Below are 21,066 nucleotides of genomic sequence, written 5' to 3'. Positions count from 1 at the left end.
TATTATTTTTCTACCCAGCTTTCTCTGGTCAGTGCATCAATGACGCTAGAGGTTATCGCGGTGACCGAGAACTCAGCTTCGAGTAAGCGATTACCAGCCTCTCCAATATCTTTTCGCAATTTTACACTTTCGTGCAACTTAATGGCGTTAGCTAAGAAAAGATCGTCGTCACCGTTAACACTGATTAAACCCGCTTTATTATCATTAACAAGATCCATCAAATCATTACCTTGATTGACGCTGCCCAGGATAGGCAGGGATTGAACCATATAGCCCAATAGCTTGCCAGGAAAGTTATGAGCGGTATGTTTAGCCGACAATGAGAACAGCCCTACATCAACTTGAGCCAAAAGATCCTTGAACTCTTCCTGATTGACTGAAGGAAGATAGCTAAAATTATCAAGCTTCCAATCGGTAGCTAGTTCTTGGATTAAATCTACTTCATCCCCTTGACCAACAAAAAGAAAATGCGCTTTTTCATACTGTTGCATCCCCTTTGCTAATCGCATCAAATTCGCCATATCTTGGGCATGGCCAATATTGCCGCCATAAAAGTAAATAACTTCGTCTGTCAAACCTAGTCTTTGGCGCAGGCACACAGCATCGTTTGGCAACTGATGCGGTATTAAGCTAGCCCAGTTTCTCAGAATTGATGAGTGGTAGCTCGAACTCGTTGCTTCTTCAAAAATCTGAAGGTTACGCTCTGACATAACACCTATAGTATCTGCCGTACAATATGACTGATTTTCAAAATACCTAAAGTACCTTTCAATAAAAGAGCCTTTGCGCATAAGGCCTGAATCAATTGCCCACTGAGGGAAGAAGTCTCGGAGGACAAGATAGCTTGGGCACTGGCATCGCTTCTTTATTTTCGATACCAATGAGCCAAAGAAAATTGAAGGCGAATAGTAAACAATTCCATCAAACGTATCTTTCTCTATCTTGTTTTTGATTGCTCGCCAAGCATTATGTGAGAGTAACGTTTCGTTAATCGCTCGGGTAACCTTTGGCACGTCCTTTATCTCACCAGACAAGAAGCGCCATATAGTGACTCCCTCTAAACTATCTTCAATAAGTCTTGGCAGCTCCTTATCAAAATGAGGGGTAATCACCGTCACTTGATGCCCTTGTTGGATCATTTCTTTAGCTAGATCATGAAACATTTTGGCTGCCACACGTGTACTGTGTGGCAGATAGTCATCAATAATTAGAGCTAAGTGCATTATTGTTTTTTCCAAACCACTCGATTGACGTAATCTGTGTAGCTCAGAATGGTGCGAAGTACCTTGTCTGATACATTTGGAGCAATATAGTCAGCAACCTTGTTAAGTAAGCGCTTTTCACCCCTAGGTTGGTCATCCAAGATATCTATTGCTTGAAGAATTCTTTCTACGCTCATTCCTGTAAACATAACCGCACCCTCTTCGAAACCTTCAGGTCTCTCTTGTGCTTCACGAATGTTAATTGCAGGGAAGTTCAAGATAGAAGATTCTTCTGTAATCGTACCGCTATCACTTAACACAACCTTGGCTTCTTTTTGGAGGCGGATATAATCACTGAACCCAAGTGGTTTCATTAAACGAACTAATGGATGGAATACAAGATTAAGCAACTCAATTTTCTTTCTCGTTCTAGGGTGAGTAGAGACGATAATTGGTAGATTGTACTTTTCTGCAATAGTATTTAGAGATAATACATAATTGTTTATGTTACGCTCTGAATCTACGTTCTCTTCACGATGAACACTAACTAGAAAGTAACCTTCACTCTTAAGCTCAAGACGTTCTAATACGTCAGATTGTGAGATTTTATCTTCATAGTGATTCAAAACCTCATCCATTGGGCTACCTGTTTTCACGATAAAATCAGGGCTAATACCTTCACGTAATAAATAGTCACGAGCAATATCACTGTATGGCAGATTTACATCAGAAATATGGTCGACAATTTTGCGGTTGATTTCTTCTGGCACTCGCAAGTCGAAACAGCGGTTACCTGCTTCCATATGGAAGATTGGTATCTTTTTACGTTTTGCTGAAATTGCAGACAGGGCACTATTTGTATCACCTAGGATTAATACTGCTTCAGGCCTAATATCTTCGAAAAGCTTGTCTGACTTACTAATAACCTGGGCCATTGTTTCAGCAGCGGTACTACCCGCGCACTCAAGAAATATATCTGGAGAACGAATACCCAAATCATCGAAAAAGATTTGATTCAGTTCATAATCGTAGTTCTGACCGGTATGTACTAAAGTATGTTCAGTATACTCATCTAACTTAGCGATTGTTCTTGAAAGGCGGATAATCTCGGGGCGAGTGCCAACTACTGTTACTACTTTTAATTTACTCATTGCTATATCTCTTGACGTAATCGCTATGCATGAATTTTACCAGCTCATCCCAAGATGGTGGCACGAAACCCGTTTCTTCACGAAATTTTGATGAATTAAGTGAACGGTCAATGACAAAGTCTTCAAACTTCTCAATTTCAATCTGCTTATTGTAGACATCAGCAACTTTTGAGATCAAAGAGTACTTATCGATAGGATCTACAGATAATTGATATAAGCCAGATAGAGATGAATTTGGAAGTACATAATCTGCAAGAACTTTTGCAACATAGGCCGTTGGCAGGCCAGAGAATACAGCTTTCGAGAAGCCTCTTACAGAGCCTTCTTGACTTAAGAACCAATCAATTAAGCTTACTGAAGATTTCAACTCATGGCCGATAATTGAAGTGCGCAGAGTTACGTGTTTGCCGTAATCTACTTCACCAAGACATTTAGATTTACCATAGAGGTCTGTTGCAGTTGGTAAATCTGATTCTAAATAGTCACCCACTTTACCATCAAACACGCAGTCCGTTGAAAAGTGAATTAAGCGTGCATCAATGGTATCGCAGAGCTGCGCAATTTTATGTGGAAGCAAAGCATTGATCTCGATTGCTTCAACGTGCTGCTTAGAAACGTCATGTTGTTTGATTAAACCAATACAGTTTATAACAACGTCAGGTTTAGCTGCTGAGATCGCTCTTTCCAGAGTTTCGAAATCTTTAACATCAACGTTAGGAATCAATTTATCGGTTGATGGGAAAAACTTCTCCAAACCATTTACGGTGCGAACAGTGCCATAAACGTCAAGATTTGATAACTCAGAGAGGTTTGCGAAGATGCTGTAGCCCAGCATCCCTGTCGTCCCGATAACAAGAACTTTCACATTATACACCTTCTGGAACAATGATATTGCCAGCTTCAATTTCACGAATAAAATCAAGCTTTCTCAATAGCTGCTTCATACCCTCAACATCTAAACGTTCTGTATTGTGCGAATTGTAATCTTCAACTTTGGAAAGATCTTTCTCACCTTCTTCGAAATATTTAGAGTAGTTTAGGTCACGATTGTCGGCTGGCACACGATAGAATTCACCTTGGTCTTCTGCAACAAACATCTCTTCACGACTACAAAGCGCCTCATATTGTTTCTCACCATGACGAGTACCAATGACATTAACCGGATGTTCTGGTTTGCCCATAATTTCTAAAATAGCTCGTACAAGCACTTCTATTGTTGCAGCTGGTGCCTTTTGAACAAAAATATCACCATTTGAGCCATTATTAAATGCATGGAGGACTAGGTCTACAGCATCATCTAAAGTCATCATGAAACGTGTCATGTTAGGATCTGTAATCGTAATTGGATCACCATTCACTATCTGACGAATAAATAGTGGAATAACAGAACCACGAGAGGCCATCACGTTACCGTAACGAGTACCAGAGATAGTTGTATTCGTATGCTCTAGATTTCGACTCTTAGCTACAATGACTTTCTCCATCATTGCTTTAGATATGCCCATAGCGTTGATTGGATAGACAGCTTTATCTGTACTTAAACAAACTACTCGCTCAACACCGTGATTGATAGCAGCCTCTAAAACATTCTCAGTACCCAAGACATTGGTTTTTACTGCTTCTAGAGGGTAAAACTCACAAGAGGGCACTTGTTTCAAAGCTGCTGCATGATATACGTAATCAACACCACGCATTGCATTAGATACACTTTGAGGGTCGCGAACATCACCAATATAAAATTTCAGCTTATCCGACTGGAAAACTTTACGCATATCATCTTGCTTTTTCTCATCACGAGAAAAAATGCGAATTTCTTTAATATCAGTATTTAAAAAGCGACGAAGCACAGCATTACCAAAAGAACCTGTACCACCTGTAATTAGCAAAGCTTTATTTTTAAACATATTGATTTTTCTACATTAATTCAAAGAAATCGTACCAACTTGTTTGATACTTTGGAACGAATCGTGGGTTATGGCTAATGCCGTTTTCTAATAGTTGATTCAGATGTTCAGCCCATAAACTAGGGTCATCCTCTATGAAGTCAACACCTTCATAACCTTTTAAAACTTCTTTTGCAAAGCCAGTATCCAAGGAAAGTACGTGTTTACCAAGCATTGCGGCTTCTAATAGAGGTAGACCGAATGACTCTATAGAGCTCGAAAAAGTAACTACATCACATGAGTCATAGTAGCTTTTAACCTGGTCGTAAGAAATTGGTCCCGTAAATTCACAGAACTGCCTTACGCTAGGGTTTTCTTCAAGATAATTATGAATATGTGTGTTAATTTCAGGATTTACATCGAGAGTAAATGTTGCTTTCAAATTCAGGCTTTTATTTAGCAATGAGTATTTATGACTCAGTAGCTTAATGGACTCCAAAAGTAACAAGTGATTTTTAAACACTTCACCTGTAGCCGGATAAAATAAAGTTAACTCATCGTTATTAGTATCAACTGACAGTAACTCTTTATCTGACCAAGGAACAATTTCTGGCTTAAAATTAAATACGTTATATTTTGGGACTCTATACTTATTAATTAATGCATTTCGCATCCACTCAGTTTGAACGATGAACTGCGTGTTAGATTTTGAAAACGCAAAAATAAACTGAGGATAAATATACTTATAGAATGCATACTTTCTCTCATTGGCTACTAGTGGGTTCCAAGACGTTTCATGTAAAAATAAACCTTGGTGAACATAAACCATCTGGCGAATTTCACCGACATTCAAAGTAGTATTCTGTAAAGAAATAACTAAGCAAACATCACCTTCTAGCTTTGAAATTTCTTTCTTAGCCTTAAAAAAATCCCATTTAACACGATCTAAACGGCTATTCTCGACAACCTTAATAAAAGATACATTTGTTTTATTGGTGTATTCTGGCTCTAGCTCAAGCTTGCTATTAATAGCAATGATAAAATCAACACTTGATTTACAGTTTAATATAAACTGCTTCAAGATATTGAGAGAACCACCGCTAACAATAGAAGTTGCGCTTACAAAGACGCGCATAATCCTACATCTCTAAATTTGAGAACAAGTAGTCCTTAGATTTTTGTCTTTCAGCGTCTAAACGCTCATTCGCTTCCGAAAAATCTAAAGTGTAATGGCTAGAATTAATAGACTTTAATGAATCCTCATCATGAATAATACGAGAATCTAAGCCCACTACTTCTAGCAAACTACTAATACGGTTTACATTTGCACCTGGCGATACAGAGAAGAAAGGCTTGTTAAAAGTCAATGAGAATGTAGTCCCATGAAATGAATCCGTTACAACAAACTTTGCGTTATTAAATAAGCTGATGAAGTCCCTTGGTCCAGCATCTCTTATATGCTCATCAACAATACTGTCGAAGTGAAGACCTTGCTCACATAAGATAACTTTGGCATTAAGTTCGTTTTTTAACTTATTAATTACTTTTTTCAACAAAGGTGTCTTTTTGATTACATATAGAAGAATATAGTCACCTTCGCGGAAATTATTATCGCTTAGGCGATCAAGCCATTCATCTTTTTGTAGTAAAAGAGTAGGATCCAAAACGTGTTCAACTTCTCGCCCTACTACTGAAGACAAGTACTTACTAGTTTTGCTCTCACGAGTGGATAGCGCATCATAGGCGCCCAAATAATCACCTAAAACAGTTTCTTCAGCAGAAGAGTACTGGTAGGCACCACAACTAGATGCGTAAGCTATTTTGTTTTGATTTGGTGTTGCAAATGAAAGAAAGTATTCTGGTATAAACGTTTTATCACTAGAAACACAAGCAGGGTTCCAGATTTGATCACTACCAGAGATTAATGTACTAAACTTGTCTACTTGATCCGTGTTGTAAGGAACAATATCCATGTCTTCACTGATAAACCTTTTAAACTTAGGAATAACACGCATTCTGGGAATAATTCTAAAAATATCTTTAACAGTCCCCAAACAAGAATGAAAACTTGCTCCAAAACGAACATAATCCAAGCTTTTTGAAACATGACGGTTGTCGTAGTCAATAATACTAACATCATATTTTGTTTTTATTAATTCCTTCAAGGCATAAGCTTGAAGAACAGCGCCATAATTACTTACATTATGGATAGTTATAATTCCAACTTTCATTTCAAATTTCCGTGTAAATTTCTTCGATAGGTCGTCTTGGCGATATACATAGCTTATTAGATTCTTGGGGCTCACCGATTGCGAGCATCATTATTATCGTATGTGAGGGTGATATTTCTTCAAAATCTTTCCTAAAAGCTAGGTCATTTTTTCCTTGGTGACTCCAATTTAAACAACAGGAAGCAATTCCCATTGAATGTAATGTATAAACCAAAGACATTGAATACATACCACCATCGATCCAGTGCTGGTACCGTTCACTTCCAGGGTTAAATGCTCGAATATCTGAGCAAATAACCAACAAATCTTGAACCTTGTCATTAAAACCTTTGTTGCCAGATTGATGAACTAAGGCTTCTTGTATTTTTTTGCTATCAGATATGTGGTAAACATGCCAAGGTTGTCTATTACATGCAGAAGGAGTTTTCAGTGATAATGAAATAGCTTCATTTAATTTATCTTTACAGATTTTAGTATTAGAAAACTCGCGAACACTATATCTTGAATTAAAAAACTCATCTGGCTGAATCAGCATACCTTTTCTTAGGTCTTTTTCTGTCATAACAATAGTCCCGGATGGATCGTTGTTTGATTCAAAGTAACCATCTAGTGCACTAAATCTATGCCTAACTTGATCAGCCAAACTTGATTTGGTTTGCCCACCGTTATTTTCTATAAACTTTTTAAGTACATCATAGCCTAAAAGGTCGTGGTAACCAACATTATCAAATTTTTTCGCATACTCTAAAACTTCGACTAAAAACAGCGCATTACCCCATCCTGAACTTGGCCTATTTCTAGTAAAACTCATGCTTTTTTCTAAACTATGGTAAACCTTGGCTGAATAATAATTCCTCTGTTCCTTATTTTTAAGGTCTATTTTCCAACCACCAAACCTTGCGTATCGATAGAAATCATAGCTAGCACCTAAGATCCATTTTATCAACCGACCAAATGGTTTTATTTTACTTAACATAAACTACTCGCATATATTTTAGAAAATTTGTATTTCCTAATCCCTCTGTAGAAAAGAACACACAGCAATATTTCAGTAAGAATTGTTGTTGTAGCTGCGGCGATTGCTCCGTAACGTGGAATAAGAATAAAGTTGAAAGTTATATTGAACACTGCACAAATAAACATGTACTTATTTTTTTTATGCACAAGATCTTTAGTCATTAAAAACACTCCTGAGTTTGATGACAAAAACCTAAATACTATACATATTGAAAGAACTTTTATATACATAGAAGACACCACATAATCTTCGCCATATATCTTCATAACAATAAAATCCGACAGAAGATAATAAGAACCAGCTGTTAATAAAGATAATAAAAATATATATTTCGCTCCTTTCCTGAAGTAATTAAACTCTCTTATTAGATCTCCAGCTGAAGATATCTGATGCGCAATAGGAAGAAAGTACTTCTGATATAAAACAGAGGGTATCATATATGCCGCAGTAAGAATCATAAATGCTGCACTGTAAAGCCCTGCTTCTTCCGAAGAAAACAATCGATTTATAATAATTATATCACTCTGAAAATAAGCCAAGTGCAATAAGGTGGTAAATCCAAATGGCGCAGCAGACTTAATAAAAGATAATAACTCATACTTCTTAAATTGACCTTTAGTTATAAATTTAAAACCAAAGCCGTGTTTATTAAGCAAGATCAAGCAAATAGTTACCATAAGTATTGCAACGAATACATATAAAATAATAACTATATTGATTGTCACATTATCGGTAAAGAGTATAAGCAATACTAAGGCTAATATTCTTGAAAAACTTTGCAAAATTAAGAGCACTGATACAGAAATGAAGTGATTCTTTGATTGGAGTATTGCCACAGAAAAGTTTATCAATGACTGGCTTATCATCAGTATTAAAAGATAGCTGCTTTGCGATAAGTCAATTAGAAGAAAAACACTTACAGCAGGGAATGATGTAAGAATAAAGTATATTATCCAATTAAAGTTAAATCTTGACAAATCATGGTCATAATTTGTCACAAATTTTAATAAATAACCATCGCTTCCCATTGCTATAATAGGACTCAATAACATCACGAGGGCTAACGATGAAGAAAATATCCCAAAGGCTTCGGGGCCAAGTTCTGAAGCTACGATTGTCTGTGTTAATAGAGTAAGTACCGAACTGAAAATTGTACTAGAAAAAAGCATCATAATGGATTTGATCACAGTACAACCCTGCTCTTTAATATTTTATAATTGACACTAACGAAGAGTAAGTAAGTGCCAAGTGTAAAGTAACCTTGACCACGAAAAAACATCTCGACGAATATCGAAAGTACGACTCCCGCAATAAATTTATCTACATTACGATCTAATGAATAAACATTCTTAAACGTAGTAATAAAGCTTTTTAGGAATAGACATATGATAATTAAGCCGACCACTCCGAATTCAATAATTATTTTAGCCGAAAGAAATGCAGCATCTTGCCTATTCTTATAAATCCCGGCTAACTCATATATTCTCTCTGAAATTTCTCCGGGTTCATTTGAACCAGCTTGCTGGAAACCTAACCCAAAACCAAACGAATCATAGAGTGATTTACTAATTTCATGCCATCCCTGAAGATATACGAGCGCAGATAGATTACTAGAATCTTCTGAGATGTCTATTCTATCTGTGTAGTAAACTAAGCTGGAACTAAAGTATGTGTAAAAAAAGGCTATAAAAGAAATCACAATCACTGAAAACACTAACTTAACTTTTTTATTTTCTATTGCCAACCAAGTACCTATAGCCCAATAGACAAGCATAGTTAGATTTTGTGAAGACAATGATATAAATAAGAATAAAAAACATATTAACGATCTGTTTTTTTTCAAAATTATCATTGAAGCTACAAAAATTGGCCCTACAGTAATTGCATAATGCGAGGGTTCGTAAAAGGTAAAAATGGATTTAGGAAAACTTTCGTAACCTAAAAAGTTAAAGGGAACCAATACACCAACAATCCCTAATGCTAAAAATAATATAATAAGATAATTAATTGAACTATAAACTTCACCGTTAGTCATATTAATTAGGTATTTGGACATTATATTAGCACTTAACATCATTAATGAAAGAGCAACAAGAGAACCTAATATTTTTATTGGTTTATCCAATAGCCCACCAATTGAGAAGAACAATGTTACTAATAATATCAGCACAGAGTAAAATAAAATTACTTTTGATAATTTTCTATATACTACAGAAAATGTAAATAGTGAAATTATCATTGATATTAAATTGCCTATCCCTAAAGAGCTTAAATTCAGCACTACATAAGTTAATGATGGAGCAATCGCAATAGTAGCAATAACAAATACTAATGTTGTAATTTTATAATTTAGTAATGAATGCATATTGCTCATTATCAAATACCTATACAAAAGCCATACTTTATGGATAAAGGCGCAAAATTTTTAAGCCTTTTGACCCTTTAAATAATTCTGTGTAACACGGAAACCGCATGAACACCCCCGCTACGTAAGGCTCACGAGAACCTTACTTAGATAGTTTTCGTCCATTGCACAGTTCATCCGTTTACGTTTGAAACCACCTTTAAACGTGGTTTCACTCTTTAATAGGTTCAAACACATCTGTCTGATCCTAGCAAAAGCCTCTGCTCGATCGTCCGCTCTAATACGAGAATTGTCTTTGCAAAATGCAGTATCAAGAGACCAGTGCATGACCTCTACACCCCAGCACGGAAAAATCATGAACATCCCCGTCAATAAAGGCTCGACAGGACACGGAAACCGCATGAACATCCCCGCTACGTAAGGCTTACAAGAACCTTACTTAGGTAGTTTTCGTCCATTGCACAGTTCATCCGTTTACGTTTGATGCCACCTTTAAACGTGGTCTCACTCTTTAATAGGTTCAAACACATCTGTCTGATCCTAGCAAAAGCCTCTGCTCGATCATCCGCTCTAATGCGAGAATTGTCCTCACTAAATGCGGTATCTAGAGACCAATGCATGACCTCTACGCCCCAGTGAGAACGTGTCGCTTCAAGTAGCGTTTTAGCTTCTAGTTCCTTAGAGCAAATGTAATATCGAATGCTTACATCTTGCTCTGTCGCTACTGCCGATTCTTGACGAATAGCAGCAACGATACCCATGGATTTCAACTCAGGCCATTCATGCTCAATGTCACCCAAGACCGTCAAATCAGAGTTTACTAAAGCCACTCTTGTTTCCATCCGACCATGGCTTTTCTCTTGTGTGCTGTAAGAACTGCCATCGAAGTTTTGAAGCATCTCCATTCGAAAATAATCATCAAACGCTTGCTCTAGCATTCCTTGATTACCCTTTATAGCCAATAGATAATCCGCTTCTTTATCTAAGATTTTCTTTCGGCAGCCCCTTGAATAAAAATGGGTCCTGCAGGGTTTGAAAGGTTGTGCGTTGACATCATCAAGGTTTTGTCTCAGTGAATATTAAACGCTGAGACAGTTTCGATTCATTTTGAGACAACCCAAACGGGCCAACCCTTTGTAATGCATTAATTTTTCTTATCTTCTCAAACCCGCCCCAATAGGTTCTTCCAGTGCTATTTCTTCTCGACGTCGTCTTCTTTACGAAACGCATGGCGCACCAAAACAATCGCCACACCTAACATACCGCCTAGCAGGGTGCCCAGCACTGCAATCAGCGCGCGCTTGGGTTTGTCGCGAGTAATAGGTTGCTCTACATCTTCAAGAAAACGGAAGGTTTGAAATTCAATGTTCGGGTCAATAGACAGTGTCGATAACATGGCTAACTTTGCGTCTACCTGCTGAAGTCTTGGCTCAATCACGCTCAAGTTTTTGATCGATTTCAATGCGTTGATTTTTGCCTCTATCGCTTTGTAGCCCAAATCGATAGAAAACATACTTTGATCCGTATTGGTTTGAATCGGCTGGGTTACGCTTGCTGCTTTGGCTATCTCGAGTGAGTACTCAGCGCGCTCAATCTCGATATTTAGGCGATTCTGAGCTTGTGCTTCTAAAATCCGTTTTTGCTGTGCCAGTTCGTGTTGCTGCGCATCAACCAGAGATTCTAAGTTCTCTAGCGCGTTATCTAACGTTTTATTCTTAATTACGTTGATATATTCATTAATAAGCGTAAAGCTGCTTTGTTTTGTTGTGGCCTGCAAATTTAACGTATATGGTCCATCTTTATCTTTCTTATCAACCGCGCTAGCGGTGATCTTTTTAAACCATTCCGCATACAATTTTCTGCTGGCATCGGCATCGGCATCAGCATCAGCATCCAATTTTTCTCGAAACGCTTGAAATTCAATGCTGTTATCCAAAAATGCTCTCTTGTTGTTCGCAGAGTTAAATTCAGTCACAAACTGTTGAAACAGAGCACTCGGGCTAATCAAATAATCTAACGCGCCACTTACCAGCACCGTACCATCGTCTTGGTACACATCAAAAATCGGTTGAAACTGTTTTACCTGCACCCGATAAGCCGAAAAGTCCGAGCTTTGTGGTTTTGCGACTGTCGCTTTAGAAGACCACCACTGCTGTGCATTCAGTGCATACACTACGGCGGCAATCATAAATACTGCAGTCGTTGCGATAATAATCAGCTTGCCTTTCCACAGTGCTAAAAACAGCTCACGCAAATCAATTTCATCATTGTTCTGAATTTGGTTTGCTAAAAATTGTGGTGGTAACTGCGGGGAGTGCTGTAGGTGCTGTGTATTCTTGTCCATTAGATGCCTATATGCCGCTCGCAGCACTTAGGGAGGTGACTGCGAAGCTGTATTCCGGAATTTTTTTACGCTACCGCCCTTGGGTTTAGCTCCCAAACAGCCATCGAAAGCATAATTGCCAAATAGGCATTACGCTTGTAACGTTTAATTGTAGGGGCGTATTTTACCCAACTAACCGCGTAAAAGCGAGGCTCCGTATACATTCACCGGTCATACCAATGCGTTTCATTCATCATAAACTCGCAGCAGGTCACACTTCCAAGGGCTCCGCCCTTACTGCGATTACGATGTGAGCAAGCGAATGGTTATTTGCTATGCATGGCCTATTTGTATGCGTATTCGTAATAACCGATATTACTGGCCGATTTCTTCTCTACCGCATTCAAAATAACGCCTTTCACCACGATGCCTGATTTATGAAAACGATTCGCCGCAGCCTCGATCTCTTTGATCGTGTTTTGACCAAAGCGCCCCACCATCAATGTGGTTCCAGCCAGGCGGCCAATAACGCTAGGGTCCGTTACCGCCAGTACTGGGGGCGTGTCAATAAGCACCAAATCATACAGCCCAGACACCTCGTCAATCAATTGCGAAAAACGCGGGTGCATTAACAGCTCTGAAGGGTTTGGCGGCACTGCGCCACGTGTCATGATGTCTAATGTGTCTATGTCCGTTTTTTTAACGACCTCATTCAGGCTCTGTTTACCCGCAAGAAGATCCGATAACCCGCACTCTAGCGATAGATTATATTGCTTGTGTAAATACCCCTTGCGCATATCGGCATCAATCAGCAGCACCCTTTGCCCTGTGCTTGCCGCCACGGCCGCAAAATTGGCAGACACAAACGACTTACCGATACTGGGCGCTGGGCCAGATATCATCACCACATTATTTGTCGCCTCCATCATGGCAAAATGCAGGCTGGTTCTTAAGCCGCGCAGCGCTTCAATCGAAAGATCCGCAGGGTTTTCGGTGGCCAACAATGTCAATGGTGAATTTTTCTTTTTAGCACGGTTGCTTAGCTGTAATTGCATATCCGATTTCGGCACACTGGCGTACACAGAAAGGCCAATTGCTTCGATCTCATCAGGGTTTTCCACCCCTTTTCTTAACGCCATTTTGATAAGGGTAAGTGCCACAGCAAGCATTCCCCCCAGCAACGTTGCCAGCACCACAATTAACGACTTTTTCGGTTTAATGGCAAGCGAGTAGGCTTGGGCATTGTCAAGAATACGTACATTGCCTACCGCACTTGCTTTCACAATGCTCAGCTCTTGCACTTTATTAAGCAGCTGAATGTAAATCTGTTGGTTAACTTCTACATCTCTTGTCATGCGCAACACTTCACGTTGCGTCTTTGGTAATTTTTGGATCTGCTTATTTAAGCGCTGCTTTTCTTGTAATAATGTGTCTCGCTTATCTAACAGCGATTTGTATGAAGGGTGATCTTTAGTAAATCGCTGGCTCACATCCGATTCTTTAAAAGTAAGCTCGTTAAGTTGTGCTTCTAGCTCCACCATCACTCTGAGTGTCGATTGTGCCTCTAACCCCAAATCAACCGATTCGTTTTTTTGACGATATCGGTTTAGGGTATCTTCCGACTCTGTTAGCGCCTGTTTAATATTAGGAAGGTTCTCTTTTAAAAATGTCAGGCTTTTCTCTGCCTCAATGGACTGGCGCTCCACGTTTTGTAACAAATAATTTTGACTAATATTATTTAATATCGCCTCAATTTTACTTTTATTTTCACCCGTTGCGCTCAATTGCAAAATGCCACTTTGTTTGCTTCGCTCAGAAATCGAGAGAATCGACTTAATCCACTCAATGGCTTCTAAACGCGAGCGTTTATACAGAGAAAAGCTGTCCCCAACCTCACCGTCTATGTGGCTAACAAACAATCGAATTCCGTTTCCCTGGGCAAGCATCCCTACTTCACCACTAAGTAAGCGTGTGCCATCTTGTGTATACAGTGAGTAAGCACCACGTTCACGATGATCAATCACCAGTGAAAGTGGCCCGGTGATAGTGTGGCCATTTTGAGCCTCACCATCGAGTTCAAAGCGCCCAATACCGATAGCTTGCTGTTGCCCCGCGAGACGCGCTAAGCCTTTGCCAATAACCGGGGTGTAGTTTGGGGTTGCGATGGTGGTTAAATTAAGCTTATCGACGGTTTTACCCAGCACCATTCGAGAGCGAATGATTTCAATTTCAGTCGTAGCGGAAGAGTCCTGAGCAAACATATCGCCCAGCCCTTCACCAATCAGTGATGACATACCACTGGTTTTACTTTCTACCTGAATCAATGCATCCGCTTTATAAATTGGCGTCGCCAACATCGCGTAGACAGCGCCAAGCAAAGAAAAGCCAAAAGTAATCAGCAAGATTCGCCATTTCGCTTCTAAAAGTGTTGCCAACAACTTTCCGAGATCGATTTCATCAGCTGCCATGCTGTACGCTTTTGTGTTGTGCTCTATCACTTTACCCACTCTCTTAAGTCTTAATTCGGTGAACTCGTTTGTGCTCACATTAGAGTTTTTGTTGCCATGCTGACGCAGCTTGCTCTATCAGCTTGAAGGCATGTTCAAACGCTTCTTTGCTTTGGCGATAAGGATCAGGAATGTCTTTTTGCCCAATCCATTGACCAAAAAGCATGGTTTTACCGCGCGCTTCGGGTGCCATTGTCGTCAGCGCTTCTTGGTGATCTTTTTCCATCACAAGAATCAAATCGTATTCTCGACACAACTCTCTTGTTAGCTGCTGAGCAGCATGACCATCAAGAAAAACGCCATGCTCACGGGCCACTTCCATGGCCATTGCGTTAGCTGGCTTGCCCAATAATCGACTTTTCTCACAAGCAAGCCCCGCGGAGGCAATGGCTTTATTTGGCAGGCGTTGTGTCAGCAGACGCTCTCCGATAGGAGAGCGGCAAATATTGCCCATACAAACAACGAGTATTTTTTCAAACATAAACCAGTGCTCGCATTGTTTAGTTACCCCAGTTTTGATACGAAACGCCCGTATCAGCGATGTTTTTCATTCCAGTTAATGTTGGCAGCAATTGGGTCATCAGTCGGTTCCAACGCGCTAGCGGCGTTGCCGTTACGTACACCACATCATAAGGTTGTAAGGCAAACTCTGTACCTAAGAACAGCGCTGTCGCATCTTGCATGTTAAGTTGATAAATGCTGGCTATTTTCTCGGAAGCTTCATCTGAGCGCGTAGGTCGAATCACAAAAATGCCCGTTGCATCGGCGGCCACTTCTTTAATGCCGCCAACAGAGCTGAGCGCTTCGGTGAGGCTCATGCCATTGCGCTCCATTTTCAGGGTTTGTGGCTGCCCGACTTCACCCATCACAAAGATCTTTTGTGCATCGTTGCGTGGTACGTGGATGATGTCGCCCGGTTGCATCAGGCGGTTTTGTTTCAGGTCGCCTTTTTGCATCAGCGCGTAGAGCGAAATGCGCTCTTCTTCACCATTGCGTGTCAGGGTGACGTTACGCCAGTCCGCATCTCCTTTGAGTCCACCCGCCTGGTTCACCGCATCAAGCACGGTCATAGGGATATTGGTGACGGGCCTTTGTCCCGGTGCGGCGACCTCGCCAGTCACGTAGACCTTTTTTGAACGAAAAGCGGCCACGTTGACATCGACTTGAGGACTTTCAATGTACTTTTTCAGTCTAGATGTCATCTCTAAGCGGATTTCACGTACGGTTTTACCCTCAACATGCACCAGACCAATATAGGGGTAGAAGATGGTGCCATCTGAATTTACCCAGTTGCCCGCTTCTGCCGAACTACGGTAAGAGCCTGCAGGTATGGTTAACTCTGGGTGATCCCAAATCGTAACGTTTAGAATATCCCCCGGGCCAACGCGGTATTCATACTGCGCAATGTCCAAATCCAGCTTTATGTTTGCTTGCGACCTGGGCTCTGGACTTTTAAAGGATGCAATCCGTTTCGGCGTAAGAGGGTAAACATCAACAAGCTGTGACAAATCCTTGGTATTAGCGGATTCTGTGACAACTGTTTTGTCTTTTGTGGATATGTGGCCACCAGGGAGCGAGCACCCTACTAGCATCATCGACAGCAAGGCTGCTAGGCCCAATTTTTTCAACATACTCATTGCTATTCTGGATCCTGATTTTACTACCTAACCCTATCGACATGCTCTTTATGCATATCTCAGGCTGATTGATGTTTAGCAACATGACATTTGGGTATGCTACCGCCCCTCGGTTATTTGCACTCAACCGAAATTTGCATAAGATTTCTGATTTTCTTGTTCTATCTAGCAGCTCAAAGCACAATCGTGTCTTTGATAGAACTGTGATTTTCTATATCAAGGGGAGTTTTATTTTGAGATGTAAGCCATTGAAAGGAGCGCTTTGTTATTTGTTTGTGCGCTTTACCTAACCGCAACCTTGGCAGTAAGCAAAAAACTTCACTGTTTTTCAGTTGCCGACCCAGAATGTTAACTGGGTTCAAAAATCCCTTTAAAGCATCCCTATTATCCACGTCACAAAAGATGAAACAATAGGCATAAAAAACTTTATTAAATACACATCAACTCATTGATAAGCAAGACCGTAAAAAGCAGCGTACCAATCAGTGAACATGGCATTATTTTCCAGTAGCCAGTCTAGAGGATTTCGTGGATATATAAAATGAACGAATGTCACACTCTTACAAATAACTGACACAAAACTCACTCTATCTGATTGAAAAACATACAAAGAGCTAAGCTGGTTTATTCAATTTCAGGCTAGTGTTCTTGCTAAGGTGTTAGGCCGAACTTCATGGCCTAACACCTTACTCGTTAGACTTTACGGTGGTTTTGATTAGTTACCACCGCCGCCACCAGAGCCGCCCGTACCACCTGAACCGCCAGTACCGCCGGTTCCGCCAGTGCCCGGAGGCGTTGGCTCAGTTGGATCTTCTGGTTCTGGCACGACTTCGCCTTCGCTAACGCCACCACCAATCACGCCTTTAAAATCGTCATCGGGTACAAATTCACCCGGCGGCTTAGTCACTACATCGCCAAGCCCTTCATTGCTTTCTGCTGCCGTAACAATCGTGTCAGCCAGTTCAACTTTAATTGGCTTGCCTTGTGTAACTAAGTCACTAAAGCCAGGATCGGCTTCTAAAGTGTCAGCCAGGTTATTAGTGAGGTTAAGAATTTTCGCAAACGTATCCACTTCTGCTTGAACATCGCTACTGGTTTGCAACGATTGCACCACATCTGATGCTGTCGCGTTCACCGCTAAAGCACGTTTATATGTTGCCGGATCCGCTGTTTTCAGCTTTTTGATTTCTTCTTCTGGGTTTTTCATGAATGCATCAACATCTTGCACATTGTCTAACCCAAGATCGGTCAATACCTGAGAAGCTGCTGCTGTGGAATACGTCTCTTCACCACTTTCTGCAAGAAACTCTGTGATCAGCGTTGTTAAAGGTGATGCCGCCGCAGACTGTCCACTCGTGAACATTCCCTTTGGTGTTTTGTACGATACTTTAGACATGTCTTTGCTGTTGGTGGTATCAATGATCTGTCTGTCATCGCCCGTGAAATCCCCGAACTCGAAGCTACAGTTTCCAGGATTATCTCTTGGGTAAGCATCATCAAAAAACGCGTATCCACTGTGTAGCGTAAGTGTGCCTAAATAGGTTTGACCATCATCACAAATGGCTTTGCTGTCCATTCCCCAAACTGGGCCATCAAAAGCCTGAATAGCGAAATCAGTCGTGACGCTATTGCTATTATTGCTGTTACACCCGGCCATTAAACCAAGGGAGACAGCAATTGCTAACCAACGTTTATCCATTATAAATCCTCATTCATCCTTTTTTATCTGCCTATTAGGCAAAAAAGTGTTCACTAATAGTAGTAATTGATACCGATGTTATAAGTATGAAAATCTGGCGAACCGCCCACATTGTTGTAGTATTTGTATTCGAGCTGAGCGCCCCAGTCGCTAGTGAGTTTGTATTCACCACCCACGCCAAAGGTGCCTGCTGTGTCTTTATCGCTGCAACAAACGCCGCCACCAGAGGCTTTCCAGTCGTAGAAGAACAAACCTGCCGTCGCAAACACATCAAACTTTTCGTTGATGTCGTACGTTGCTCTAAGTGCCGCATCAATACCTGTGGTTTTAAACTCACCCGATACGTCTTTGAGTTCTACTTTGCCTAAGTCGGTATAGCCTAGCTCTAGCGCTAACCACGACTGCACTTTATAACCACCGTAAATAGACCATGCGGTGCTGTCTTTTTTGATGTCCGTCACATCGGTAACGTCGTTGTCCATATTGGTGACTTGGCTTCCACCTAGCTTCACACCCGCATACCATGGCGAACGCTCTGATGAAGACAGTGCTTCTGCCTGATCCGCTAACACCGCAGCAGGCAGCCCGGCTGAAGCAATCAGCAGGGTCAGTAATGTCTTATTTTTTCCTAGCATTGTTTTCTCCCTCAACTTATGTTTTTGTTCAACGCTTCATAAAACCCGTTAACTTATAGCTCCACTGCGTTATGCTTTATGAGTGTTGTTCCTTTAGTGCTCGCCATACTTCATGTATGCGTCTTTTAAACGTAACAAATTGGCGTTGATGTAACTGGCCGAAAGTCGATCTCGGTTGTAGTAATTCCTGTCGATGCTATTTTGCAGATCGCTGGTTGCCGCCAATGAGCCATTGAGGTCATTAGATGGGTTATTGACCATGGTTCGATAACCGTATGTCCACTGCTCGATACCGCGAATTTGCAGCGGTGCGGGGGACATGTCTTTACGAAATGAAAGTGGAATGGAGAGGCTCAGCCCCGCAAAACTTTTGTCTGTTTTCTGATAGTAGAGGTTGACGCTGGTATCACCGAACCAGTGCTTACTGGTCACGGTAAAGCCCTTATCACCGGCCCAATATTGACCCGCATTGGCTTCCAATGCCCAATCGTATTGATCGATGTAATAGCGGTAGTGTGCCAACATGGGCTTGACGACATCGGCGTTATCATCTCGCTTGTCACGATAATAGGACGCTTCGAGACCTAGCTTGTGCGTACCTTGTGTCGATTGCCAGCGCCACTCAGACGTCCCACCTTGATAATGACTGGCGATTTGACCCGCACTCACTTGCGCTAGCATTCCTGCTGGCAAGGCAATACCTTGATGCAGCAGTATCCTATCGACTGTACTGGTGTGTCTGTCTTGCCCAAAGCGTTCTCCGTCTGCGTAATCATCCGAGTGACTGAGCGGCAACATATGCCTGACATCGACCAAGCCACCTTTCCAGACAGGCACCTGAACGTTGGTCGACAACGCTAAAGAATAATCAAAAACACCGTATTCAGACCCAATCGTTGAATATAAGCTCGGTGAGAAAATCACTTTTGGCTTGTATAGGTGGCTGTTCTCGTCACGCTCTAGCCATTGTGTCTGGTCTGCACCTTGATTGAGATTTCTCGTTGAAACCATTAATTTGGGTAACGTTGCATCTTTGTGCAACGAATTATCGTGGAACAAACGTCTCAAGTTCTCGTTAGAGCCGGAAATATTGACAACAGGTAAGTTATTATTCAGTAATGTTAGCGAGAAGCTCGGGTGCGCGATTTGCTCACTAATAAAGCCCAGTATCACGCCAATTGCGTCAATCTCATTGAGGTTAAACAGGTTGTTTTCTGCACGTACCATCAATTGCTCTTCATAGATACCAACACTGACATTCTCAAACCCATACTGGCTTAGCTTACGGCTCAGTACGCTTAATGGTCGCTCTGCTGACTCTTGCGCCTTAACGTTATCACTCTTGTTTACAGCCTTAGGCCGCGACGTTGTCGTCAAGGCCGCCTCGTGGGTCTGCCGTTCGGCTTCTTGCAGGGTGAGCGTTAATGCTCTTTGATCGACTTTCTCGCCAGCGTCTTGAGGGCGATGATAGCGAGGTGCAGCGTTCGGACCACTCAGCGGCAGCGACAATCCAAGGCCTAGCCATTGGTTATCTCGGTTGAACGTAGCGGAATCAGAAAATGCTTGATAGGTTAGATTGGCTTTCACACCATACGGCAACCATGAGTCTGGCGTGAAGAGCTTCAAGCCCGCATTCGCGCCCGTCCCGTCATAATCGGCCACCAACTGTAGCCAGGACAGCGCTTGAAATTCAATGCCGCCAAATGCGCCTGAAAGGTAGTCTTCTCCCATCTGGTGAGTCGACGCTTCAGGATTATGACCATATCCCAAAGAAAAACGAACGCTTGAAAATTGTTTTGATGTCACCACATAGGCACTCTCGTGATGATTGGCTTGTCCACCAAAGTCACTCAGGCCAAACGCCAACTGAAACCAGTCCTTAGGAATGAGCCAGCCCGCATCGAGCTTAGCGGAATAAGACAAGTCACTGCCCGTTTTCCAGGCCTCACCGTTGATTTCCTTATGCGTGTTTTGTACGACGAATTCAATATGCGGCAACACACCTACCCCCATTAAAAAGGTATTATGTGCGCCTCGTCCATACGGTGTTGTTTTATCGACGTTCGCTTCATTGTGGTAGTTCAGCGAGATCTGCCCAAAACCCAAAGTTTGTGCATGGGGGGTACGCAACAACCCAGCCCCCCCCGTTTGCGCCATTGTGGTCGGGATAGCAAACTGAGGATAATCCGAACTGCTTTCTGATGCATGAGCAACAAAACTAGAAAGCGACATAGTTAAAATCAACACTGAAGCCAGACTGCGAGATATAACTGTAGGTAATACCGCTGTGAGTACATAGATACTCACGAATCGGCAACAACGAAAACCTTTCATGGTTGGACGAACATCCTTGTTAAACAAGCTTAAATTATTAATTGGCCAACAAAGTGCCCGCCAAGATAATCACAAAAGTGC

General features: G+C 41.4%; 16 protein-coding genes and 2 pseudogenes. All 18 read right to left on the bottom strand.

All coding sequences use genetic code 11. The features are described 5' to 3' along the window. Positions 1–2 precede the first annotated feature (2 nt). Positions 3–1,223 (bottom strand): glycosyltransferase family 4 protein, encoded by a 1,221-nt coding sequence (locus tag LNL84_RS17635; protein WP_244359023.1) that lies wholly within the window; start codon positions 1,221–1,223, stop codon positions 3–5. Further along, positions 1,223–2,353 carry a non-hydrolyzing UDP-N-acetylglucosamine 2-epimerase gene (gene wecB, locus LNL84_RS17630; RefSeq protein ID WP_244359022.1) on the bottom strand — a complete coding sequence of 377 codons (1,131 nt, stop codon included), beginning with the start codon at positions 2,351–2,353 and terminating at the stop codon, positions 1,223–1,225. The genes LNL84_RS17635 and wecB overlap by 1 nt, the downstream gene beginning before the upstream one ends. Beyond that, complete coding sequence (locus LNL84_RS17625) at positions 2,346–3,218, bottom strand: dTDP-4-dehydrorhamnose reductase family protein (RefSeq protein ID WP_244359021.1); 873 nt, start codon at positions 3,216–3,218, stop codon at positions 2,346–2,348. The genes wecB and LNL84_RS17625 overlap by 8 nt, the downstream gene beginning before the upstream one ends. Before the next feature lies 1 nt (position 3,219). Then, on the bottom strand, positions 3,220–4,257 hold the full coding sequence (locus LNL84_RS17620; protein ID WP_244359020.1) for a polysaccharide biosynthesis protein: 1,038 nt from the start codon (positions 4,255–4,257) through the stop codon (positions 3,220–3,222). Between the two features lie 10 nt (positions 4,258–4,267). Further along, positions 4,268–5,371, bottom strand: coding sequence for a glycosyltransferase (locus LNL84_RS17615; RefSeq protein ID WP_244359019.1), 1,104 nt, complete (start codon positions 5,369–5,371; stop codon positions 4,268–4,270). A 4-nt stretch (positions 5,372–5,375) separates the two neighbouring features. Beyond that, positions 5,376–6,467 (bottom strand): polysaccharide pyruvyl transferase family protein, encoded by a 1,092-nt coding sequence (locus tag LNL84_RS17610; protein ID WP_244359018.1) that lies wholly within the window; start codon positions 6,465–6,467, stop codon positions 5,376–5,378. Between the two features lies 1 nt (position 6,468). After that, positions 6,469–7,443 carry a nitroreductase family protein gene (locus LNL84_RS17605; RefSeq protein ID WP_244359017.1) on the bottom strand — a complete coding sequence of 325 codons (975 nt, stop codon included), beginning with the start codon at positions 7,441–7,443 and terminating at the stop codon, positions 6,469–6,471. Continuing rightward, a complete protein-coding gene (locus LNL84_RS17600; RefSeq protein ID WP_244359016.1) occupies positions 7,437–8,672 on the bottom strand; it encodes an oligosaccharide flippase family protein in 1,236 nt (411 codons plus the stop codon). The genes LNL84_RS17605 and LNL84_RS17600 overlap by 7 nt, the downstream gene beginning before the upstream one ends. Beyond that, positions 8,669–9,859: a hypothetical protein gene (locus LNL84_RS17595; protein WP_244359015.1), complete on the bottom strand. Its 1,191-nt coding sequence runs from the start codon at positions 9,857–9,859 to the stop codon at positions 8,669–8,671. The genes LNL84_RS17600 and LNL84_RS17595 overlap by 4 nt, the downstream gene beginning before the upstream one ends. Positions 9,860–9,970: 111 nt before the next feature. After that, positions 9,971–10,192 (bottom strand): annotated as a pseudogene (locus LNL84_RS17590) (transposase); the annotation flags it as partial. A 71-nt stretch (positions 10,193–10,263) separates the two neighbouring features. Then, positions 10,264–10,854, bottom strand: a pseudogene (locus LNL84_RS17585) (ISAs1 family transposase); the annotation flags it as partial. A gap of 188 nt (positions 10,855–11,042) precedes the next feature. Beyond that, on the bottom strand, positions 11,043–12,194 hold the full coding sequence (locus LNL84_RS17580) for an LPS O-antigen chain length determinant protein WzzB (RefSeq protein ID WP_244359014.1): 1,152 nt from the start codon (positions 12,192–12,194) through the stop codon (positions 11,043–11,045). A gap of 323 nt (positions 12,195–12,517) precedes the next feature. Then, positions 12,518–14,641, bottom strand: a complete 2,124-nt coding sequence (locus LNL84_RS17575; protein WP_244359013.1) for a polysaccharide biosynthesis tyrosine autokinase — start codon at positions 14,639–14,641, stop codon at positions 12,518–12,520. Positions 14,642–14,720: 79 nt separating this feature from the next. Next, positions 14,721–15,161 carry an arsenate reductase/protein-tyrosine-phosphatase family protein gene (locus LNL84_RS17570; RefSeq protein WP_244359012.1) on the bottom strand — a complete coding sequence of 147 codons (441 nt, stop codon included), beginning with the start codon at positions 15,159–15,161 and terminating at the stop codon, positions 14,721–14,723. Positions 15,162–15,180: 19 nt separating this feature from the next. After that, positions 15,181–16,317, bottom strand: a complete 1,137-nt coding sequence (locus tag LNL84_RS17565; RefSeq protein ID WP_482146149.1) for a polysaccharide export protein — start codon at positions 16,315–16,317, stop codon at positions 15,181–15,183. A 715-nt stretch (positions 16,318–17,032) separates the two neighbouring features. Continuing rightward, positions 17,033–18,016, bottom strand: coding sequence for a hypothetical protein (locus tag LNL84_RS17560; protein WP_244359010.1), 984 nt, complete (start codon positions 18,014–18,016; stop codon positions 17,033–17,035). Between the two features lie 53 nt (positions 18,017–18,069). After that, a complete protein-coding gene (locus tag LNL84_RS17555) occupies positions 18,070–18,651 on the bottom strand; it encodes an outer membrane beta-barrel protein (protein WP_244359009.1) in 582 nt (193 codons plus the stop codon). Between the two features lie 93 nt (positions 18,652–18,744). Further along, positions 18,745–20,985, bottom strand: coding sequence for a YjbH domain-containing protein (locus LNL84_RS17550; RefSeq protein WP_244359008.1), 2,241 nt, complete (start codon positions 20,983–20,985; stop codon positions 18,745–18,747). Between the last annotated feature and the right edge of the window lie 81 nt (positions 20,986–21,066).

The organism is Vibrio gelatinilyticus (assembly GCF_022836845.1).
In the GTDB taxonomy this organism is placed as follows: Bacteria; Pseudomonadota; Gammaproteobacteria; order Enterobacterales; family Vibrionaceae; genus Vibrio; species Vibrio gelatinilyticus.
The sequence above is the reverse complement of the archived record's forward strand: the minus strand, read 5'-3'. Positions and strand labels throughout refer to the sequence as shown.

Coding starts and splice junctions, on each gene's coding strand:
- LNL84_RS17635 (WP_244359023.1), bottom strand. CDS start 1,223: ATGCACTTAGCTCTAATTATTGATGACTATCTGCCACACAGTACACGT.
- wecB (WP_244359022.1), bottom strand. CDS start 2,353: ATGAGTAAATTAAAAGTAGTAACAGTAGTTGGCACTCGCCCCGAGATT.
- LNL84_RS17620 (WP_244359020.1), bottom strand. CDS start 4,257: ATGTTTAAAAATAAAGCTTTGCTAATTACAGGTGGTACAGGTTCTTTT.
- LNL84_RS17615 (WP_244359019.1), bottom strand. CDS start 5,371: ATGCGCGTCTTTGTAAGCGCAACTTCTATTGTTAGCGGTGGTTCTCTC.
- LNL84_RS17610 (WP_244359018.1), bottom strand. CDS start 6,467: ATGAAAGTTGGAATTATAACTATCCATAATGTAAGTAATTATGGCGCT.
- LNL84_RS17605 (WP_244359017.1), bottom strand. CDS start 7,443: ATGTTAAGTAAAATAAAACCATTTGGTCGGTTGATAAAATGGATCTTA.
- LNL84_RS17595 (WP_244359015.1), bottom strand. CDS start 9,859: ATGAGCAATATGCATTCATTACTAAATTATAAAATTACAACATTAGTA.
- LNL84_RS17580 (WP_244359014.1), bottom strand. CDS start 12,194: ATGGACAAGAATACACAGCACCTACAGCACTCCCCGCAGTTACCACCA.
- LNL84_RS17575 (WP_244359013.1), bottom strand. CDS start 14,641: ATGGCAGCTGATGAAATCGATCTCGGAAAGTTGTTGGCAACACTTTTA.
- LNL84_RS17570 (WP_244359012.1), bottom strand. CDS start 15,161: ATGTTTGAAAAAATACTCGTTGTTTGTATGGGCAATATTTGCCGCTCT.
- LNL84_RS17565 (WP_482146149.1), bottom strand. CDS start 16,317: ATGAGTATGTTGAAAAAATTGGGCCTAGCAGCCTTGCTGTCGATGATG.
- LNL84_RS17560 (WP_244359010.1), bottom strand. CDS start 18,016: ATGGATAAACGTTGGTTAGCAATTGCTGTCTCCCTTGGTTTAATGGCC.
- LNL84_RS17555 (WP_244359009.1), bottom strand. CDS start 18,651: ATGCTAGGAAAAAATAAGACATTACTGACCCTGCTGATTGCTTCAGCC.
- LNL84_RS17550 (WP_244359008.1), bottom strand. CDS start 20,985: ATGAAAGGTTTTCGTTGTTGCCGATTCGTGAGTATCTATGTACTCACA.